Origin of the sequence: Herpetosiphon geysericola (assembly GCF_001306135.1) — a bacterium.
Lineage (GTDB): Bacteria > Chloroflexota > Chloroflexia > Chloroflexales > Herpetosiphonaceae > Herpetosiphon > Herpetosiphon geysericola.
This window is the reverse complement of record NZ_LGKP01000021.1, coordinates 191,326-209,506: the sequence shown is the minus strand read 5'-3', so window position 1 is coordinate 209,506 and position 18,181 is coordinate 191,326. Positions and strand designations below refer to the sequence as shown.

Sequence of the window (18,181 nt, the reverse complement as noted above, 5' to 3'; positions counted from 1 at the left end):
GTGGAAGGAACGCACGCAAGCGAGCGGATGCACCATTGAATCCGCTCGCTTTGTCCGAGCCTACTTGCGCTGAGTAGCATCGCCACGAGCAAAAATGCTCGCAACATAATTCAGCACATCGGTAGCACTTTGATCGTTATAGCCAAAATCGCGAATTAAGCGCGTTTTGACGACATCGATTTTTTCTTGCGTATCTTTATCGACAACACTGGAAACCAAACTAGTCAGTTTGATGCTGTCTTTTTGATCCTCAAAGAGTTTAAGCTCTAAGGCTCGATGAAGTCGTTCGTTGGTGCGATAATCAAACGTCTTGCCTTCGATTGCTAATGCTCCGATGTAATTCATAATTTCTCGCCGGAAATCATCCTTACGATTATCGGGAATATCGATCTTTTCTTCGATCGAGCGCATTAGCCGTTCATCTGGCTCTTCATAGGCTCCAGTAAATTTATTACGCACTTTTTCGCGTTGCGTGTAGGCTTTGATATTGTCGATATAGTTGGCACATAAGCGCTTAATTGCCTCCTCATCGGCAGAAATTGCGCGCTGGACCTCATTTTTGACAATATCGGCATATTCTTCTTTAACAATTGCCAAGAGTTCGCGATAGCGTTTGCGATCTTCTTCATTGGTGATTAATGAATGGGTTTTGAGGCCACTTTCTAGCTCATTCATCACCATAAATGGATTGATTCCACCATCACTTTGATAATTAACCAAGGCATTGCTAATTTTGTCTTGGATATAGCGAGGTGAGATGCCTTCCATCCCTTCACGCCGTGATTCCTTGCGCAATTCTTTGATATTATCCTCAGTGAAGCCTGGCAACGATTTGCCATTGTAAAGCTTCATCTTTTGTAATAAGGTTAAGTTTGCGCGTTTTGGTTCTTCAAGCCGGGTTAAAATTGCCCACATGGCTGCAACTTCGATCGTATGCGGTGCAATATGCACGCGAACATTCTCCGAATTGAAATCCTTTTCGTAAATTCGAATTTCATCACGCAAACGCGTAATGTAAGGAATATCGATTCGGACAGTACGGTCTTTTAATGCTTCCATAAACTCATTATTTTCAAGCTTACGGAATTCTGGTTCATTTGTATTGTGACAAACCACATTGCCTAAACCGCAGACGAAGTTATGAATCCCTTCGCATTCAATGTCATAAACCCATTCATCGACAACTGGTCGGGTGGTTAAGCGGTTTTCAAAGCGGTTGTGACGGCCACCACGTTTGCCTGAGCCAGAAACAAAGCGCACGCGATAAGCTGGCGTGCGATCCTCGCGTTCAAGCCGATAAACGCTGTAATCGTGGCCAAGCAAGGTTGCTAAAGTTCCAACTTGGGTTGCTAGCAACGACGAAAGGGTTTTGTATTCAAAAAAGGTGTCGCGATATTCATCGCTGCATACTTCACCAACAGCGCGGGCTATTTTGCGTGAGCCATCGGTGCGCATTAATTCTTCAAAGGCATGTTGTTGATACAGCTTGGGTAAATTGAATAAGAAGTCGGGCAAGCGCTTGAATTCGGAATGTTCGCCACAATGATATTTAACCAACGCCGCAATTGCTTGCGAGCTGAGATACAAACGCCAGCAGTTATCGGTTTTTGCGCCAGCATCGATTGAGCCATGAGCGGTTGTGATATTGGCATAGGCTTGGCGCACGCGCTCTAATTCATCACGATCGTTTTGGCTGATTACGATTCCACCATTACGCCCGTTGATATGGCCTTCAGTTGCATACCAAACCATTACTGTAATCAGGTCTTTGAGCGCTTGTTGATCGTGTTGTGGGTCATAAATTGCTTTAATTTGGGTTGCATGACGCGGTAAATTAAGCCGTGCCCAGCCTGGTTGGCATGGCTTGGTTAACTTGCCACCATTCGCAAACCGCACCACATCATCGCGAATAAAGCCATCGATATCTTGAATTACATCGATTGGCTGCCATTGAGCCTCTGGTTTAATCCAAACATCATCAAGCCAACGGACTGCCGCCAATTCTAGGCCCTCTTCAGGGAAGAAAGTTTGACCTGAGCGAGAGTAGATCGAATGGTTCGGTGTGGTTTCGACAACTCCCCATTTTTGCGAGGTGGTTAGCATGTTGCCGCTGAACCGATGGCGGAAAATGGTTTTAACGGGAGTCCAAGTTGTGGCTGCACGGTTGAAATCAAACGCAAGCACTTCCAAGCCGCTACTATCGGCGTTAAATCGAGCACAAAGCTGTTCTAGCGTTGTCCAGCCTGGTACGCCATTGTAACGATAGGGAATTGGTGTATTACCTGCAACGCTGTGCCCAACGATAACTTCATCGATATGTGTTTGGGCGAACTTCTTGGATTTAATCCGATGTTCTTGCGAAGCACCAAGTAAATCGTATAAAAATGCGGTGTCGAGCTTAAGCATTTCAACAAATTCAATAATGCCACGATTAGCAATATTAAATTCACCATCGAAGCTGAAAGCGCGTGGATCACTATCAGAACCATAGATTGCAATCTTACGATAATTAATATCGCCAGTTAATTCAGTGCTATCTTGATTCTTTTCATCCTTTGGTTGAAATGTGCCAATGCCAACCCGATCTTGTTCGGAGAAAACGAAACGGCGGACGCGGACATGGCGCAGCACTTTGGCAAAATCGCCATTGTAACGCCGCATCAAATCGCGGAAATTATAGCGGCACGAAGGGTCAAGGTCGCCAGTAATTGTAATCTGTTCGTCTGGTTCGAGATTGGCGTTGAATTCCTTTAAAAATGCTTCGCGCATTTCGAGCGGAATCAAGTGCAACGGATCTTCGTGCATTGGGCAGGGGTCCCAATCAGCATCCTTCACCTCGCCAGCATCGAGATCTTCAATATCGCCCAAAAACCAATCGAAGGTATACAGCGCACCATCCTCACTGCGCGAATAGCGTTCGAGGCCACGTTTTAGGCGGCGAGCGATGGTTGATTTGGCTGAACCGACCGGGCCATGCAGCAGCAGCACCCGTTTTTCCGTGCCATAGCCATGGGCAGCAGCCTTGAAGAAATTAACCAAGCGCATTAATGGGATTTCCAAGCCAAAGATGGCATCTTGCTCGTCGAATTCGTTGGTGGTAAAGAAGTTATAACGAATTAACTTCTTTTTGGCATCGATAAATTCTTCCATTCCATACGACATAATCATGTCGTAAATTCGTTGGAAGGCATTGCGGGTGACTTTTGGATTACTGGTCACAATATCCAAATAATCCTGAAAAGAGCCAACCCAATGGAGATTCTGATAGTTTTGCTGGTCTTGTAAGGTACTCAGCAAGGACATCAGTTGCGAGCCGGAGGGAGTCGTCATAGTTGGCCTCCTACATCACCGCCACGTGGCGGGAACAGAGCGACGACGGAGGGGTGGGGTCCGCCGATAGATACCGAGGAACGCACAAAGCCGACTGAAAATGAGCCAACACCAAAGGACGGCGATTGTTCTGGCAGGTTGATGAAATTTGTGAATGGTCGCTGCCAGAGGATGGTGAAAGAGGAAGCGCCGTTGCAACTTCGGCTTTTCAATTATAGCAATCGCAAGATTCAGCGTCAAGAAACAAATGTGCCGCAAAAGTCCCATCTGGGTTGATCAGCAGAGGTGATTTAGCTGCCAATTTGTTTGCTTTTTAAGTGTGCTTGCAGAGCAAGAATCTGCTGATAGAGCGCTTCGGCGTTGGGGATGCCTTCAAAAAAAGTGCCAAATCCACTATTGACGCCAAAAAATAAATATTGGGGTAAGGCTAGTTTATTAGTGAAGATAATACTTTGCTGACCATTGGGCTGACGATCAAGTTTAAGTGCATCAAGCTGCGCCAAATCGTAGCTATGTTGATAATCGCGCTTCAACCAACGGATGTGAATCATTGCCCGCCGATTGGTTAATGTATAAAAGGTATAGCGCCGCAAATAGCGACCAAAAAACAGTCTCCCAATCATCATATAACTTGCAAATGAAAAAAATAAGCTGAGTATGATCAAGAGCATCGGCGTTGGCAACGGTTCCCCATTCTCAACAAAGATAACCTTCGTCATGCCGAAATAAAGCCAGAAGCTGCCAAACATAATGGGGACTACATCAATTGGATAAAATTTAAAGCCTTGGACTGGTTGGCCTTGCCAAAGAATTTCTTCGCCGGGCTGGAGTTTTAAGTGCTGATTGTTGGTTGGAACACGATAACTCATTGGATTCTCCGTTTGGTTGAAATCGACTTTATTAATACGTGCAACCATTGTTTTGGTTCCAGTCAGCTCCACCATATTTCTCTTAACAATTGTTCATCCAATGCTGCTTGCTTTTGGCTATGCTGATGGCGTATTATTTATGAACGGAATTCATAAATACATTTTGCGGCATAGCAATCGAAATTAACAACAATATAACTCAACAAGGTTGGAGGTAGTCGATGACGGTTAAGATGTTGCCAGGCCCCAAAGGAACTCGACTTGGGGGCAGTCGGCGCGATTTACAGAAGTACGGCCCGTTGGGCTTTTTCAAATACCTGGCCAGCTACGGCGATTTTACAACCTGTCGGATGGGGCCGTTTCGGGTCTATCTAGTGAATGATCCCAATGGCATTCAAGAACTGCTGGTGACGAATCGCGATAAAGTGCGCAAAAATGCTGGCGATCGCGAGTTGCTTTCGCGCTTTTTGGGCAATGGTTTGCTCAGCAACGATGGCGCTGATCATCAAAAGCAGCGTAAATTGGTTCAGCCCGCGTTTCATATGAAGCGGATTCAGGCCTACGCTGAAACGATGGTTGCGCATACCGAAGCCATGCTCCAACGCTGGCACGATGGGGCGATTCTCGATATCGATCAGGCAATGATGGAATTGACCCTGACGATTGTGACCAAAACCTTGTTTAATGCCGATATCAGCGAGCAAGAAGTGCGTCAAGTTAGCCAAGCCTTGGAAGATATTCAAGTTAACTTCACCATTATTTCCGAGCAGGCTGTGCCATTGCCGCGTTGGGTGCCAACCCGCGCCAATCGGGCCTTGGAGCATGCCAGCAAACAAATCGACCAAGTGGTGCAGCGCGTGATTCGCGAACGCCGCGCAAGTGGCGAAGATACTGGCGATCTATTGTCGATGTTATTGCTGTCGATCGATGATGGCAATGGCCAAGGCATGACCGACCAACAAGTGCGTGATGAAGTGGTAACGCTATTTTTGGCTGGCCACGAGACGACCGCCAATACCTTAACTTGGTGCAGCTACTTGCTGAGCCAAGCGCCTGAGGTGCGTCAACGCTTGCAAGCAGAGGTCGACGAGGTGCTGCAAGGTCGCTCCGTAACGCTGCAAGATTTGCAAAAATTACCCTATACCGAAATGGTGATCAAAGAAACTTTGCGCATGTATCCGCCAGCCTATGCCCTCAGTGCGCGCATCCCAACTGAAAACATTACGGTGCTTGGGCAAACGATCACGCCACGCCAAGCGGCCATGGTTTCGCCCTATGCAATGCATCATAATCCGCGCTATTGGCCTGAACCAGAGCGCTTCGATCCTGAACGTTTTAGCGCTGAGCAAGAACGGGCACGGCATAAATATGCCTATATTCCGTTTGGGGCAGGCTCGCGGGTGTGTATCGGCAACGTGTTTGCCATGATGGAAGCCCAATTGCTGTTGGCAACAATGATGCAGCATTATGATTTCACCCTTGATCCAACCCAGCGCGTCGAGTATGATCCGCAAATTACGCTTGGGGTGAAGCATGGGCTGCGGGTGCGCTTGGCCCAACGTCAACCAGCAGAGCAAAGCCTTGAATTTGCAAAAAGTTGAGAGCTATGGTAGTATACGCGGGCGCGTGGGCAGTTAGCTCAGTTGGTTAGAGCGCCACGTTGACATCGTGGAGGTCACTGGTTCGAGTCCAGTACCGCCCACCACTCGCAATCGCCCTCGTTGAGGGCGATTTTTTTGTGTATGGTTTTGCGGTGGTTTGGCCCTTTGAGAGTAGCAATAATCTAGCAAGGAGTTCTGGCATGAGTTTGAAAATTGACCCACGCGATTGGGCCACAGTTCATCCCTACTACGATGCACTTGCCGCTGAGGAGCTTTCGGCTGAAAATGCAACTGCTTGGTTGCGCCGATGGAGCGAGTTGGAGGCCCATCTGCAAGAATTTGGCTTTAGTGCCTATCGCGCGATGACCGAAAATACCCAAGATAAAGCCGCCGAAGAGCTGTATCTCTACACCATCGAGGAGTTAACTCCTAAATCCAAGGTTGCTGGCCAAGTGCTGAAAGAAAAATTTTTGGCGCTTGATGCAGCAATCTTCCCCGCCGAAATGCAAGAAATGCTACGCCGTTTTCGGGCCGAGGCCGATTTATTCCGCGAAGAAAACGTACCCTTGCTGACCGAAGTCGATCGCTTGAGCGCTGAATTTAGCAAGCTGATGGGCGCAATGAGTGTTGAATGGCAAGGCGAAACTTTGACTATGCAAGCAGTCTTTAAGCTGTTGAACGACCCTGATCGCAGCATTCGTGAAGCTGCATGGCGGGCCTATCACAGCCGCTTCTTGCAAGATCGGGCTGCATTTAACGAAATTTATCTTAAGCAACTTAAGCTACGCCGCCAGATTGCCGCCAACGCCAACAAAGCCAGCTATTTGGATTATGTCTGGGATTTGTATGGCCGCTTCGATTATACACCCGCCGATTGCCGCACTTTCCACGATGCGATTGAGCATGAAGTTGTGCCGCTGGTTGAAAAATGGTTGGCTGTGCGCCAGCAAGAATTAGACGTTGAGAGCTTGCGGCCTTGGGATATTGTGGTCGATTCGCAATCGCGCCCAGCCTTGACTCCGTTCCAAAATGCCGATGAACTGGAAAGCGTCTGCCAAACCATCTTCGATAAGGTTGATCCAGAACTAGGTGTGCAGTACACCCGCATGCGCGATGGCTGGCTCGATTTGGCATCGCGGCCTGGCAAAGCGCCAGGTGGCTATTGCGGCGGTATGTTTGTTTCCAAAGTGCCCTACATTTTCATGAATGCGGTTGGCACTCACGACGATGTGCAAACGATGTTGCACGAAGGTGGCCATGCCTTCCACTTTATGGAATCATCGGCAACCAATGACATCATTTGGAATTACGATGCGCCAACCGAGTTCTGCGAAGTGGCCTCGATGGCGATGGAATTGTTGGCAGCGCCCTATTTAGCCAAAGACAAAGGTGGCTTCTACAGCGAAGCCGATGCTCGGCGCGCTCGCGCTGAGCACCTTTGGAGCACCCTCAAATTCTTGCCGTATATGGCGACCGTCGATGCCTTCCAACACTGGGTGTATATTGAAGCCCCAGAAGATGTGACCGCCGAGCAGCTTGACGCTGTGTGGAAGGATCTCTATGAACGCTTTATGAGCGGCGTTGATTGGAGCGGCTTGGAGGATGTGCATACCACCGGTTGGCATCGCAAACAGCATATTTTCGAAGCACCATTGTATTACGTTGAATATGGCTTGGCCCAGTTGGGCGCGCTACAAGTTTGGCGTAATGCAATGCAGGATCAAGCGCAGGCAGTCGCGCAATATCGATCAGCCTTGGCCTTGGGCAACACCAAGCCACTGAGCCAATTGTTTGCAGCAGCTGGCGCAACATTTGCCTTCGATCGCGAAACGGTTGGTGAATTGGCACGCTTAACTGATCAGCATCTCACTGCCCTCCACGATTAATTTGATTAGTTGCCTATTCCCCTGTGCTGAATCAATTTGGCGCAGGGGATTTTTGTTTTAATTAGCCAAAGCCACTGAACATTTTTTGCCACGAATTCCACGAATGGCTATTGGCTATAGAAACCGCGAAGGACACGAAGGACACGAAGAATTGTTTTTTTGCCCCGAGTTGCACGAATTCCACGAATGGCTATTGGCTTTTGGCTATCGATTTGTGTCTTCTGCCTTTTAACTTTTACTTCATCCCTCATCCTTCATAATTCATAATTCGATAACTAGCCACTCGGCCTATCATGGGTATAATTACTGATTGATAGACTGAATTAATCAATGAGGAAGATATATGGATAATAAACCTCAAGGCTGTTTATGGTGCGACTATCGCGGGCCAGTCGTTGCTGGCGAAATTATTAGCGTGGTCAATCCGCAAGTGACCTTGCAGCATGAGCTACGGCGTTGTCCAGAGTGCAAGGCGGCGATGGTTGATATTCGCTGGCCCGATCGAATTATGCGGCGCAAAGTGCGCGAATCGCCGCGGCGTTTTCGGCGCTCGTTATGGGTGATCGTTTATCCGGTGGAATGTGCTTGGTGTGGTAGCCACAACACTGATGCCTATGAAGTCAATGCGACGGTCTCGAATCCGGTAAGCACGCGCTTTAAGTATGATATTTATCGCTGCCTCGATTGTGAGCGGCCAAACGCAATTTCCTATTTGGGCGAAGTCTATGTGCATCGTGCTGATCAAGACAAAGAATTCTTTTCGTTGTGGCATTTAGACCCAGATGTTGAGTAAAGCAGCTCGGGCGAGTAGCTGAAAAAACTGCTAAAGTAGCTAAAAACTGCCATGGTCGGATTGCGAAATAGGCCTTTATAAAGGCAAAAAATCGCTGTGGTATGCGTTTGACGCTCCTTTGTGCAATGTGTTACAATACCGAGTGACCCCGCCTCAGCGTCTGTGCGCGGTATTTTTTTGACATTGCCACGATATCCAAACGACAACCAAGGCGGCTAGGAGAACCGAATAATGGCTGAAAACCCGAAACAATCTGGAGGGCGGCGGATCGTCTCGCAGGCCGAAGCAGAGGCGGTGGCTGCCAAAGCAGGCGTTAGCCCTGTTACGCGTACCAAAGTTGGCAAGCCGGTTGGCGAGCGGCTAGGACTCAATCGGCGCGAATTTATGGCGTATGCGACGGCTGGCTCAATGGCTGTGTTAACGGCACTTGGGCTTGGCAGCATTGTTGCGCCCAACAAAGACGACGAGTTAATCAGTGAATTGACTGGTGGTGCCGACTGGGTTACCGGCGGTTTTGCCTACCCACGGATTAAGGCAGGCCAGTTTGGCGGCAAATTTACCCTTGCCCGCGCTGGCGATAGCTACACCGCTGAAGAAGCACCAGAATTAAATGCTGCTGGTAAATTTTACATTGTTAAGGTTGATAAAAGCAAAGGTGCAGCTGAAAACGGGATCGTCTCAACCAACGATAACGAGGTTGGAGCCGAAACCAGCGATGGCGGCTATTTGATTGCAATCTATCAAGTATGTACCCACCTAGGCTGTTTGATTCCGTTCCAAGCTTCGCAAAATCGCTTTATCTGCCCATGTCATGGCTCGACGTTTGAACGTAACAGCCATTACGTGCTTGGCCCAGCGCCACGGAACCTTGATCAGTTTCCGATTACTTTAGAAGATGGCGCATTGGTAGTAGACACTGGGAAAAAGAAGACGGGTCTAACTCACGGCTAGTTTACCCAGTCACGAAGGAGTTTCCGTATGGCTGTATCGCCTGAAAGCAAGCGCAAGGGCTTGGGTGGCTGGCTAACCGAGGTAGGCCGCTCGTTCTTCCCTTCGATGGGAGCACGTGAGTGGCGCGAAACCCTGCGTGGGGGGCCAGCACCACGTCCAAACCCACGGATGCGGGTGCACTCGAATAGTTTTTGGTATCACATTCGTCCCCGTTCGTTATCCGAAGAAGCAACCGCATGGTATTACACCATGGGGCTTGGCTGGATGTCGTTTTTCTTCTTTGTGCTTGAGGCGATTACTGGTCTCGTTTTGATGATCTATTATTCGCCATCGCCCAACGAAGCCTACGAAACCATGACCAAGATTATGAACGACGTGCCGTTGGGTGGCCTGATGCGGAATATTCACCGCTTGGGCGCGCACTTTATGGTTGCAGTGGTGATTTTGCACATGCTGCGAACCTATTTTACGGCTTCGTATAAAGCTCCGCGCCAGTTTATCTGGTTTACGGGCATGCTGCTGCTCTTTATGACGCTGTTGTTGTCGTTCTCTGGCTATCTCTTGCCATGGGACCAATTGGCGTTCTGGGCGGTGACGATTGGTTCGTCGATGGCTGACGCAGCACCTGGGGTTGGGCCAGCAATTGGCCGCTTGCTCCGTGGGGGCGCAGAAATTGGCGCTGGCGCACTCTTGCGCTTCTACTTGTTGCACATCTTTATGTTGCCAATGCTGACGATTATTTTCATCAGTATTCACTACTATGCAGTGCGCAAGCAAGAAATCTCGCCAATTCACGAATTGTTTGAAAACAAAAAACCAACCAAGCGCAAAATTCCTTTCTTGCCCGACCAAGTGTTCTTTGAGTTGGCAGTGATTGTGGTTTTGACCTTTACCTTTATCTTTATCAACAACTTCTTCTGGGATGCCAAGCTGGAAAACCATGCCAACGCCTTGGAAACCCCGCAACACACCCAAGCACCTTGGTACTTCTTCTGGTTGCAAGGGATGTTGAAGCTCGGCGATAAGATCGTTTGGGGCTTGGGCATCGCTGGGATTATCTTCGGCGCATTGTTCCTCTTGCCATACATCGACCGCAACCCTTCACGCCGTTTCAAAGATCGCAAATTTGCAGTTGCTGGCGGGATCGTTTCGTTGATCGTCTTTGTGGTTGTTTCGTATGGTGGCTTGCCCGCCTTCGGGATTCAAAAAGTCGGTTCGAACGAATTGGCCGTTTCATATGTGCCAGTTGAAGGCGAAGGTCGCGTGATGGAAGTGCCATTCGACCAAGTGCCGCAAGAAAAATTCGTTTATAAAGTCTATTACGATGCAACCAAAGATGCCTTTGTTGAAGGCGAATTTGGGGTAGCCGAAGGCCCAGCGCCAGAAGCACTCTCACCAGTCTTCAAAGAAATGCTGCTCGAACTCAAACACGACGTGCAAAAATGGGCCGAATATGACGTGCTGTTTGTTCGCCCAACGGTTACCTTGACGATTGAGCCATGGCTCTATCAACAAAAAACCGATGCTGCCGAATTCTCAACAGCAGTTGATGGGCTTCTGCAAAAACGTGTAACCTTGGATATGGAATGGACGACGGCGGGTTACGACAAAGATGGTAATTTGGTCGAAACTCCCGAAAAGAGCCGCTATACCCAATATAAATTCCTCAACCGGAATGGGGTTGTTCACGTTGGCGATACGGAACCACGAAACTAAGTTTTTTATCCACGGCCTACGTTGCTGCGTGGGCCGTGTCGAATAAGGAAACACGTCCTATGACGAAAAACATTGCAGTTTCGCTGCTGTTTACCCTCGCAACAGTTGCCTTGCTTGGCTTTATCTGGATTGGCCAAACGAATGATCGTTTGGTTGCCACGAATTTGCGCCAAGATGCTTTGCAATTGGAGTTCGGGCAGCGCAACTACGAACAATATTGTGCCACCTGCCACGGCTTGGCTGGCGAAGGCCAAGGCCCAGGCAACAAAGGTGCTCCTAAGCTTTCCGATTTGCAAGGGCGCTTAGGCCCAGGCACCGAAGCGTTTACCCGCGAAAACGGGATTCAGAAAAAATATGGCTCGTTGCGCAACTATGTCGAAGGGATTATTGCCTATGGCAAAACTGGCACGGCGATGCCTGCCTGGAAATTGCAAGGCATGCGCGATGACCAAATTAAAGCCATCGCTGCCTATGTCATGTCGATGCAAGGTGGCGCAATCTCGCCAGTCGCGCTTGATTCAGCCAAATCGTGGGCTGCAACCACTGAAGCAGGCTTGCCACCAACCCCAACGCCAAACGAGCCACCATTAGATGATGCAGTGGCCGAAGCTGGCAAGCAAACCTTCAATGTCTATTGTATTAGCTGCCATAGCAAAACCGATGCAAGCGGCACAGGCCCTGGCTTGGCAGGCTTGTTCGGCGAAACTGGTACCAAAGCATTTGGCACCACCCTGCCTAACGGCAATCCAGTCAACGACGAAAATGTTTTAGATTGGATTACGAATGGTGGTGGTGGCCCAGGTGTTGGCCCAGATCCTCAAGATGGCGCTTCGTATGGGGCAATGCCACCCCAAGGCCAGATCCTTAGCGAAGATAAAATTCTCGAAGTTATCGCCTACTTGAAGACCTTGACTCGGTAAAGCACGCGCTGGCGATGGCATGCTGTCGCCAGCCTAAAAGCCTTCTAAGGAGGCCATTCAATGAAAAAATGGTTGAATAACATAGGCGTGAGCATGCTTGACCTAGTCATTTTTGTGCCATTTGCCTTGGTTTACACCATCTTTGGCGCAATCTGGACCACGAGCAGTGGCCCATACATGGCTGGCGATTTTGCTACGACGCTGCAAGAGAAAAAAGATATCATGTACTACTTGCTGTGGGCTTGTGCAATCGGCTATGCCGTATTGGCCAATACCATCGCTTTGTGGGGCAAAGCTGCTCGCGGTGGCTTGATTGCGTTCGTCGTTACCTTGGTGGTGATGGTTGCAGCCTTCTTTGGTTTGACCTTCGGGACCCAAGCCTTGTCGAATACGCTGCCAGCTTCGACCAAAGTATTGAGCATCGCAATTGGTGATATTTTGGTCTTGTTGCCAGTCGTCACCGCCACAATCTTCTTCTTTATTGCTTGGATTGTGACGGGCTTTAGCAATCACTTGCGCGGCCAACCAGTTGCGCAAGGTTTTGTGCGCTTAGGCGTAGCCTTGATGGTTATTCCAGTTATCCAGTTCTTGGTGATTGTATTCTTGCCACGCTGGGATGACGAAGTGCGCGGGGTTGTGTTTGTGCACGCTATGAGCTTGGGTTTGCTCTGGGGTTTGTTCCTCGGCGGTGGGCTTGGCTCGAACTTGCGCAAACGCGCTGAAACACCCGCAACCGTCTAAATAAATCCGCCTATTGGCAGAAACCCCCTTGGATGACTCATCATCCAAGGGGGTTTTAGGTTAATGTGGGCTTGCATCTAGCCCGTAGAATAATGCATAATATGCAATATTCTGCATAGAGTTCGTAATGGAGGAGTCATGCCCGAGATCGATTACACCCGCTATTATCGTTTTGACGAGTTGGTGGCTGCCTTAGAAGCTTTCGCTGCCGAATATCCCCAACTGATTAGCCTGCAATCCATTGGTAAAAGTTACGAAGGCCGCGATTTATGGCTAGCGACACTCACGAATGATGCAACTGGCACGCCCCGCGAGAAGCCAGCGTTTTGGGTTGATGCCAATATTCACGCCAGCGAAGTAACTGGCGCAATGGCTGGTCTGCACTTGATCGATACCCTGCTCAAGGGCTATGGCAACGATCCTGAATGCACGCGCTTGCTGGATCGCACGACGTTCTACATTTTGCCCCGCTTTAATCCCGATGGCGCTGAACGAGCCTTGACGACGCCATATGTTGTGCGTTCGAGTGTGCGGCCTTATCCCTATGCTGAGCGGGTCGATGGCCTGTATCAAGAGGACATCAACAACGATGGGATTATTCTGCAAATGCGCTTGGTCGATCCGAATGGCGATTGGCGAGTTTCCGAGCACGATCCACGGGTGATGGTCAAACGCAAGCCCTATGAAATTGGCGGCACCTATTATCGAATTTTGCCCGAGGGCTTGATTCAAAATTACGATGGAGTCAATATCAAACTCAGCCGTTCGATCGAAGGCTTGGATATTAATCGTAATTTTCCAATCGATTGGCGACCTGAAGCTGAGCAATATGGCGCTGGGCCGTATCCAACCTCCGAGCCAGAAATTCGCGCGGTGGTGCAATTTATCGTCGATCACCCAGAAATTCATAGCGGCCTGACCTACCACACCTATTCTGGGGTGCTGTTGCGGCCCTACGGCGACCGCGCCGACGATCAGATGAACATCCACGATCTTGATGTGTTCAAGGCTTTGGGCAAGCGTGGCACCGAAATTACTGGCTGGCCAAGCGTTTCGGTCTACCACGATTTTCGCTATCATCCCAAAGATGTGATTACCGGGGTCTTTGATGATTGGGTCTACGATCATTTGGGTATGTTTGCTTGGACGGTTGAATTTTGGGATTTGGTTGGTTCGGCGGGCATCAAAGATCGCAAATTCATCGAATGGTTCAAGGAACACCCAGAAGAAGACGATCTTAAAATTATGCAATGGGTAGATGAGCATGGCGAAGGCTTGTGCTTCTACGATTGGACTCCATTTGAGCATCCACAGCTTGGCGCGGTTGAAATTGGTGGCTGGCACCCGATGTTTGCCTTCCGCAACCCACCGCCAGCCAAATTGCTCGAAACAATTGCCCCAGTGACCCAATTTGCCTTGGAGCATGCCGCGATTGCGCCATTCACCACAATTAGCAGCTTCGAGGCTGAAAGCTTGGTCGATAACGTCTATCGTTTGCAGGCTGTGGTGCAAAATGAGGGCTATTTGCCAAGCTATGGCTCGCAAAAGGGCCGCGAACGCAAAGCCACTTTGCCTCTTGAGGCGCTGCTGAAATTGCCAGAAGGCGCAAGCCTCAAGCTGGGCCAAGCCAAAACCACGATTGGCGATTTGGAAGGCCGTTCGGGGCGGGTTTCATTCTTTGGATTCAGCAATGGCTCAACCACTGATCGCGCTAAAGTCGAGTGGGTGGTGCATGTGCCCAATTCTGGAGTGCTTGAATTGACCGTTCAGGGAGGACGCGGCGGGATTGCCCGCGCCAAGCTCGAACTCTAAAATTTTGCTTGCTTGGCCGCTAGCAGCATTGGCTGTTAGCGGCTTTTTTAATTGCGCAGCAATAGAACGAAGATAGTGCTGCAATGAGATTCATTGGCCATAAACTAGCTTATAATCATATCTCACTTTAATCATCAATGAAGGGCTTGTCATGGCTTCAGATTCAACGACTTCGCGCCAACCATCGGCGTTGGTTGCTTTACGTCATCGCGATTATCGGCTGCTCTGGAGCGGCCAGCTAATTTCAATTGCTGGCTCGCAGATGCACACCGTTGCTTTGCATGTTCAGGTTTATCGTTTGGCCGAAGCAATTCCTGGGGCTAATTCGGCGATTTTTCTGGGCTTAATTGGCTTTTTTCAATTTATTCCCTTGATTTTGCTGGCCTTGCGCGCAGGCTTATTGGCTGATCGAGTTGATCGACGGCGCTTGATGATCGTCACCCAAAGCATTCTGATGGGTTTATCGTTGGTGTTGGCGGTTTTATCGTGGTTTGAGTTGATTAATTTATGGTTGCTGTATGGGATTATGATTATCTTTTTCAGCGCCAAAACCTTTGATTTACCTGCACGCCAAGCGCTGATTCCGCGTTTGGTGCCGCGTGAAGTGCTGCCAACAGCATTAAGCTTGAATATGATTGCGTGGCAAATTGGCAATATTGCAGGCCCAGCCTTAGGCGGCTGGTTTGTGACTCATTCGATTGCCTTGGTCTATTTGCTCGATGCGCTCAGTTATGGCGCGGTGGTCTTGGGCTTGTGGCAAATGCGCGGCAATTATGCGCCAACTGAGGTTAAGCCTGTGGTCAAAGGCTCGCTTTGGGAAGGTTTACGCTTTGTTAGCCGCACGCCAATTATTTGGTCGACGATGGTGCTTGATTTTGTGGCGACCTTCTGTGGTGCGGCAACGACGCTCTTGCCACTATTTGCCGACCAAGTCTTGAAGGTCGATGAAAAGGCCTTAGGCTTGATGTATGCAGCGCCTGCAACCGGAGCGTTAATTGCAGCGCTAGCGATGTCGTGGTTTGGCAACCCGCGGCGCCAAGGCATGGTCGTGGTGGTTTCGGTGGTGTTGTATGGGCTGGCAACTATGGTCTTTGGGCTTGCGCCAAGTTTACCGATTGCGCTTTTGGGCTTGGCAGGCACTGGGGCTGCTGATACGGTCAGCGCTGTGTTGCGCGGCACGATTCGCCAATTGAACACTCCCGATGAATTGCGCGGGCGGGCAACTTCGGCCAATATGTTATTTTTTCAAGGCGGGCCATTGCTTGGCGAAGTTGAGGCTGGAATTGCAGCGACTCTGTTTGGCGCGCCAGCAGCGATTGCATTTGGCGGCGCGATTTGTGTTACGGCAGCAATTATTATTGCCTTGCGGATTCCAAGTTTGCGCTTGTATGATCGCTAAATTGAGCGATGAAGTCAAAAAGAACAGAGAACATAGAGGTGAGGGAATGTATCTAAGCAAACAAAAACTCCCTTGTCCAGCAACCTGGACAAGGGAGTTTGCGCTTAAGTTAGCGGTTTTTGGCCCATTTGCGGTCGCGGCGGCGTTCGTCGGTGTTGAGAATACGCTTGCGAAGGCGGAAATGCAGCGGAGTTACTTCGAGCAATTCATCGTCGGCGAGGTATTCAATACAATCGTCGAGCGACATGTTGCGTGGTACGTCGAGGCGCAAGGCATCGTCGGCACCTGATGAACGCATATTGGTCAGTTGCTTTTTCTTGCATGCATTGACTTCGAGGTCTTCGTCACGAATGTGTTGACCAATGATCATACCTTCGTAGACATCCACCCCTGAGCCAACGAACAACTGGCCGCGTTCTTGGGCGCTCGACAAGCCGTAGCTGCTGGTCACGCCTTGTTCCCAAGCAATCAACGAGCCAAATTGGCGGGTTTGCACATCGCCAGCGTAGGGTTGATAGCCAGCAAACAAGCTATTCATAATGCCTGTACCACGGGTAGCGGTGAGCAATTGTTGGCGGAAGCCCAACAAACCACGGGTTGGCACGTGATAGACAAATTGCACCGAGCCTGAATCGCTAACACTCATGTCGCGCATGGTGCCGCGGCGCAAGCCCATCAATTCGACCACCGAGCCTTGATAATCGGAATCAACTTCGATTTCGACCAATTCATATGGCTCGTGACGTGCGCCATCAATCTCTTTATAAATCACTTCTGCTTTGGAAACTTGGAACTCGTAGCCTTCGCGGCGCATATTTTCGATCAAAATTGCCAAGTGCAACTCGCCGCGACCGCTGACGCGGAAGGTATCGGCGTTGTCGGTATCTTCGACCTTCAAAGCCACGTCGCGCTCGGTTTCGCCATATAAGCGTTCGCGAATTTTGCGTGAGGTGACCAATTTGCCTTCGCGCCCGCTGAAAGGGCTGGTATTCACGCCGAAGGTCATCTGAACAGTTGGTTCTTCGACCTTGATTGGTGGCAAAGCGACTGGATTGTCTTTGTCGGCAATCGTATCGCCAATGCCTGCATCGTTAATTCCGGTCATGGCGACAATATCGCCAGCGGTGATTTCTTCGACTTCGACCCGATCCATGCCATAGTGGGTGAAAACTTGGACCACTTTGGCTGGCTTGGGGTCTTTGCCGGCGGGGATGTGGGCAACCGCTTGGCCTTTGCGAATTGTGCCACTGTTCAAGCGGCCAATGATGATTTTGCCTTTGTAATCATCGTACATTGTTGCAGTGACCAGCAATTGGGGCGGGCCATTGGCATCAACATCAGGCGCTGGCACATATTGCAAAATCGTTTCAAATAACGGAATCAACGAATCTTGCATGGCGTGGGGGTCGTGGCCTGCGGTGCCGGCCATCCCGCTTGCATACACAATTGGGAATTCGGCTTGTTCTTCGGTTGCGCCCAAATCGATAAACAAATCGAAGGTTTCATTGACGGCATAATTTGGGCGAGCGCTTGGGCGATCGACCTTATTGACGACGACAATTGCGCGATGGCCTTGTTCGAGAGCTTTGCGCAGCACGAACTTGGTTTGGGGCATCGGGCCTTCAACCGCATCGACCAACAGCAACACGCCATCGACCATGTTCAAAACCCGCTCGACTTCGCCGCCGAAATCGGCGTGGCCGGGAGTATCGACGATATTAATCCGCACGCCATTGTATTCAACAGCGGTATTTTTGGCCATAATCGTGATCCCACGTTCGCGTTCGATGGCGTTGGAGTCCATCACTCGTTCAGCGACTTGTTGGTTTTCACGGAAAATCCGACTTTGCTTCAACATGGCATCAACCAAGGTCGTCTTGCCGTGGTCAACGTGGGCAATAATTGCGATATTGCGTAAATCAGTTCGTTGCATAACACACCAAAAACCTCGACCACACAGGCCGAGGTAGCTCATTCAAACGTCAGCATGGCTATTGTACCACACGTTGTTTCGTTAATTCGTTCGCAAGGTCTGGTTGTGATACTGGAATTACAACAACACAACCCGTGCCAATCGGTTAAACACCTCGGCGGGCTAACCCAGCCCGCCGCCCGAGCGGCTCTCCGTGACCGCCCAGACCTACCTTCATGTCTCCAACACCA

At 49.7% G+C, this 18,181-nt stretch carries 12 protein-coding genes and 1 tRNA gene; 10 read left to right on the top strand and 3 right to left on the bottom strand.

The window, feature by feature from the left end; genetic code table 11:
• Window positions 1-60: 60 nt before the first annotated feature.
• Both SE18_RS12300 and SE18_RS12295 read right to left on the bottom strand, forming a co-directional pair.
• A complete protein-coding gene (locus tag SE18_RS12300) occupies window positions 61-3,330 on the bottom strand; it encodes a serine/threonine protein kinase (protein WP_152976636.1) in 3,270 nt (1,089 codons plus the stop codon).
• Window positions 3,331-3,620: 290 nt separating this feature from the next.
• Window positions 3,621-4,199, bottom strand: a complete 579-nt coding sequence (locus SE18_RS12295) for a hypothetical protein (protein WP_152976635.1) — start codon at window positions 4,197-4,199, stop codon at window positions 3,621-3,623.
• A gap of 221 nt (window positions 4,200-4,420) precedes the next feature.
• On the opposite strand from SE18_RS12295, the gene SE18_RS12290 reads away from it, so the two are divergent.
• From SE18_RS12290 to SE18_RS12250, 10 genes are all read left to right on the top strand, one after another.
• Window positions 4,421-5,800 carry a cytochrome P450 gene (locus tag SE18_RS12290; RefSeq protein ID WP_054534753.1) on the top strand — a complete coding sequence of 460 codons (1,380 nt, stop codon included), beginning with the start codon at window positions 4,421-4,423 and terminating at the stop codon, window positions 5,798-5,800.
• Between the two features lie 27 nt (window positions 5,801-5,827).
• Window positions 5,828-5,904 (top strand) — tRNA-Val (locus tag SE18_RS12285).
• Between the two features lie 96 nt (window positions 5,905-6,000).
• Window positions 6,001-7,686: a M3 family oligoendopeptidase gene (locus SE18_RS26750; protein WP_083469877.1), complete on the top strand. Its 1,686-nt coding sequence runs from the start codon at window positions 6,001-6,003 to the stop codon at window positions 7,684-7,686.
• 343 nt (window positions 7,687-8,029) lie between these two features.
• Window positions 8,030-8,479 (top strand): hypothetical protein, encoded by a 450-nt coding sequence (locus SE18_RS12280; protein ID WP_054534752.1) that lies wholly within the window; start codon window positions 8,030-8,032, stop codon window positions 8,477-8,479.
• Window positions 8,480-8,710: 231 nt separating this feature from the next.
• Window positions 8,711-9,430: a ubiquinol-cytochrome c reductase iron-sulfur subunit gene (locus SE18_RS12275; RefSeq protein ID WP_054534751.1), complete on the top strand. Its 720-nt coding sequence runs from the start codon at window positions 8,711-8,713 to the stop codon at window positions 9,428-9,430.
• Window positions 9,431-9,457: 27 nt separating this feature from the next.
• Window positions 9,458-11,146, top strand: a complete 1,689-nt coding sequence (locus SE18_RS12270; protein ID WP_054534750.1) for a cytochrome b — start codon at window positions 9,458-9,460, stop codon at window positions 11,144-11,146.
• Window positions 11,147-11,205: 59 nt separating this feature from the next.
• Window positions 11,206-12,066, top strand: coding sequence for a cytochrome c (locus SE18_RS12265; RefSeq protein WP_054534749.1), 861 nt, complete (start codon window positions 11,206-11,208; stop codon window positions 12,064-12,066).
• 60 nt (window positions 12,067-12,126) lie between these two features.
• Window positions 12,127-12,807 (top strand): hypothetical protein, encoded by a 681-nt coding sequence (locus tag SE18_RS12260; protein WP_054534748.1) that lies wholly within the window; start codon window positions 12,127-12,129, stop codon window positions 12,805-12,807.
• Window positions 12,808-12,945: 138 nt separating this feature from the next.
• A complete protein-coding gene (locus tag SE18_RS12255) occupies window positions 12,946-14,619 on the top strand; it encodes a M14 family metallopeptidase (RefSeq protein ID WP_054534747.1) in 1,674 nt (557 codons plus the stop codon).
• 151 nt (window positions 14,620-14,770) lie between these two features.
• A complete protein-coding gene (locus SE18_RS12250) occupies window positions 14,771-16,018 on the top strand; it encodes an MFS transporter (RefSeq protein ID WP_054534746.1) in 1,248 nt (415 codons plus the stop codon).
• Window positions 16,019-16,127: 109 nt separating this feature from the next.
• Here SE18_RS12250 and typA read toward each other — a convergent pair whose 3' ends face one another.
• The gene (typA, locus tag SE18_RS12245; RefSeq protein WP_083469876.1) at window positions 16,128-17,951 is read right to left on the bottom strand and encodes a translational GTPase TypA; all 1,824 of its coding nucleotides are present in this window, start codon (window positions 17,949-17,951) and stop codon (window positions 16,128-16,130) included.
• Window positions 17,952-18,181: the final 230 nt, after the last annotated feature.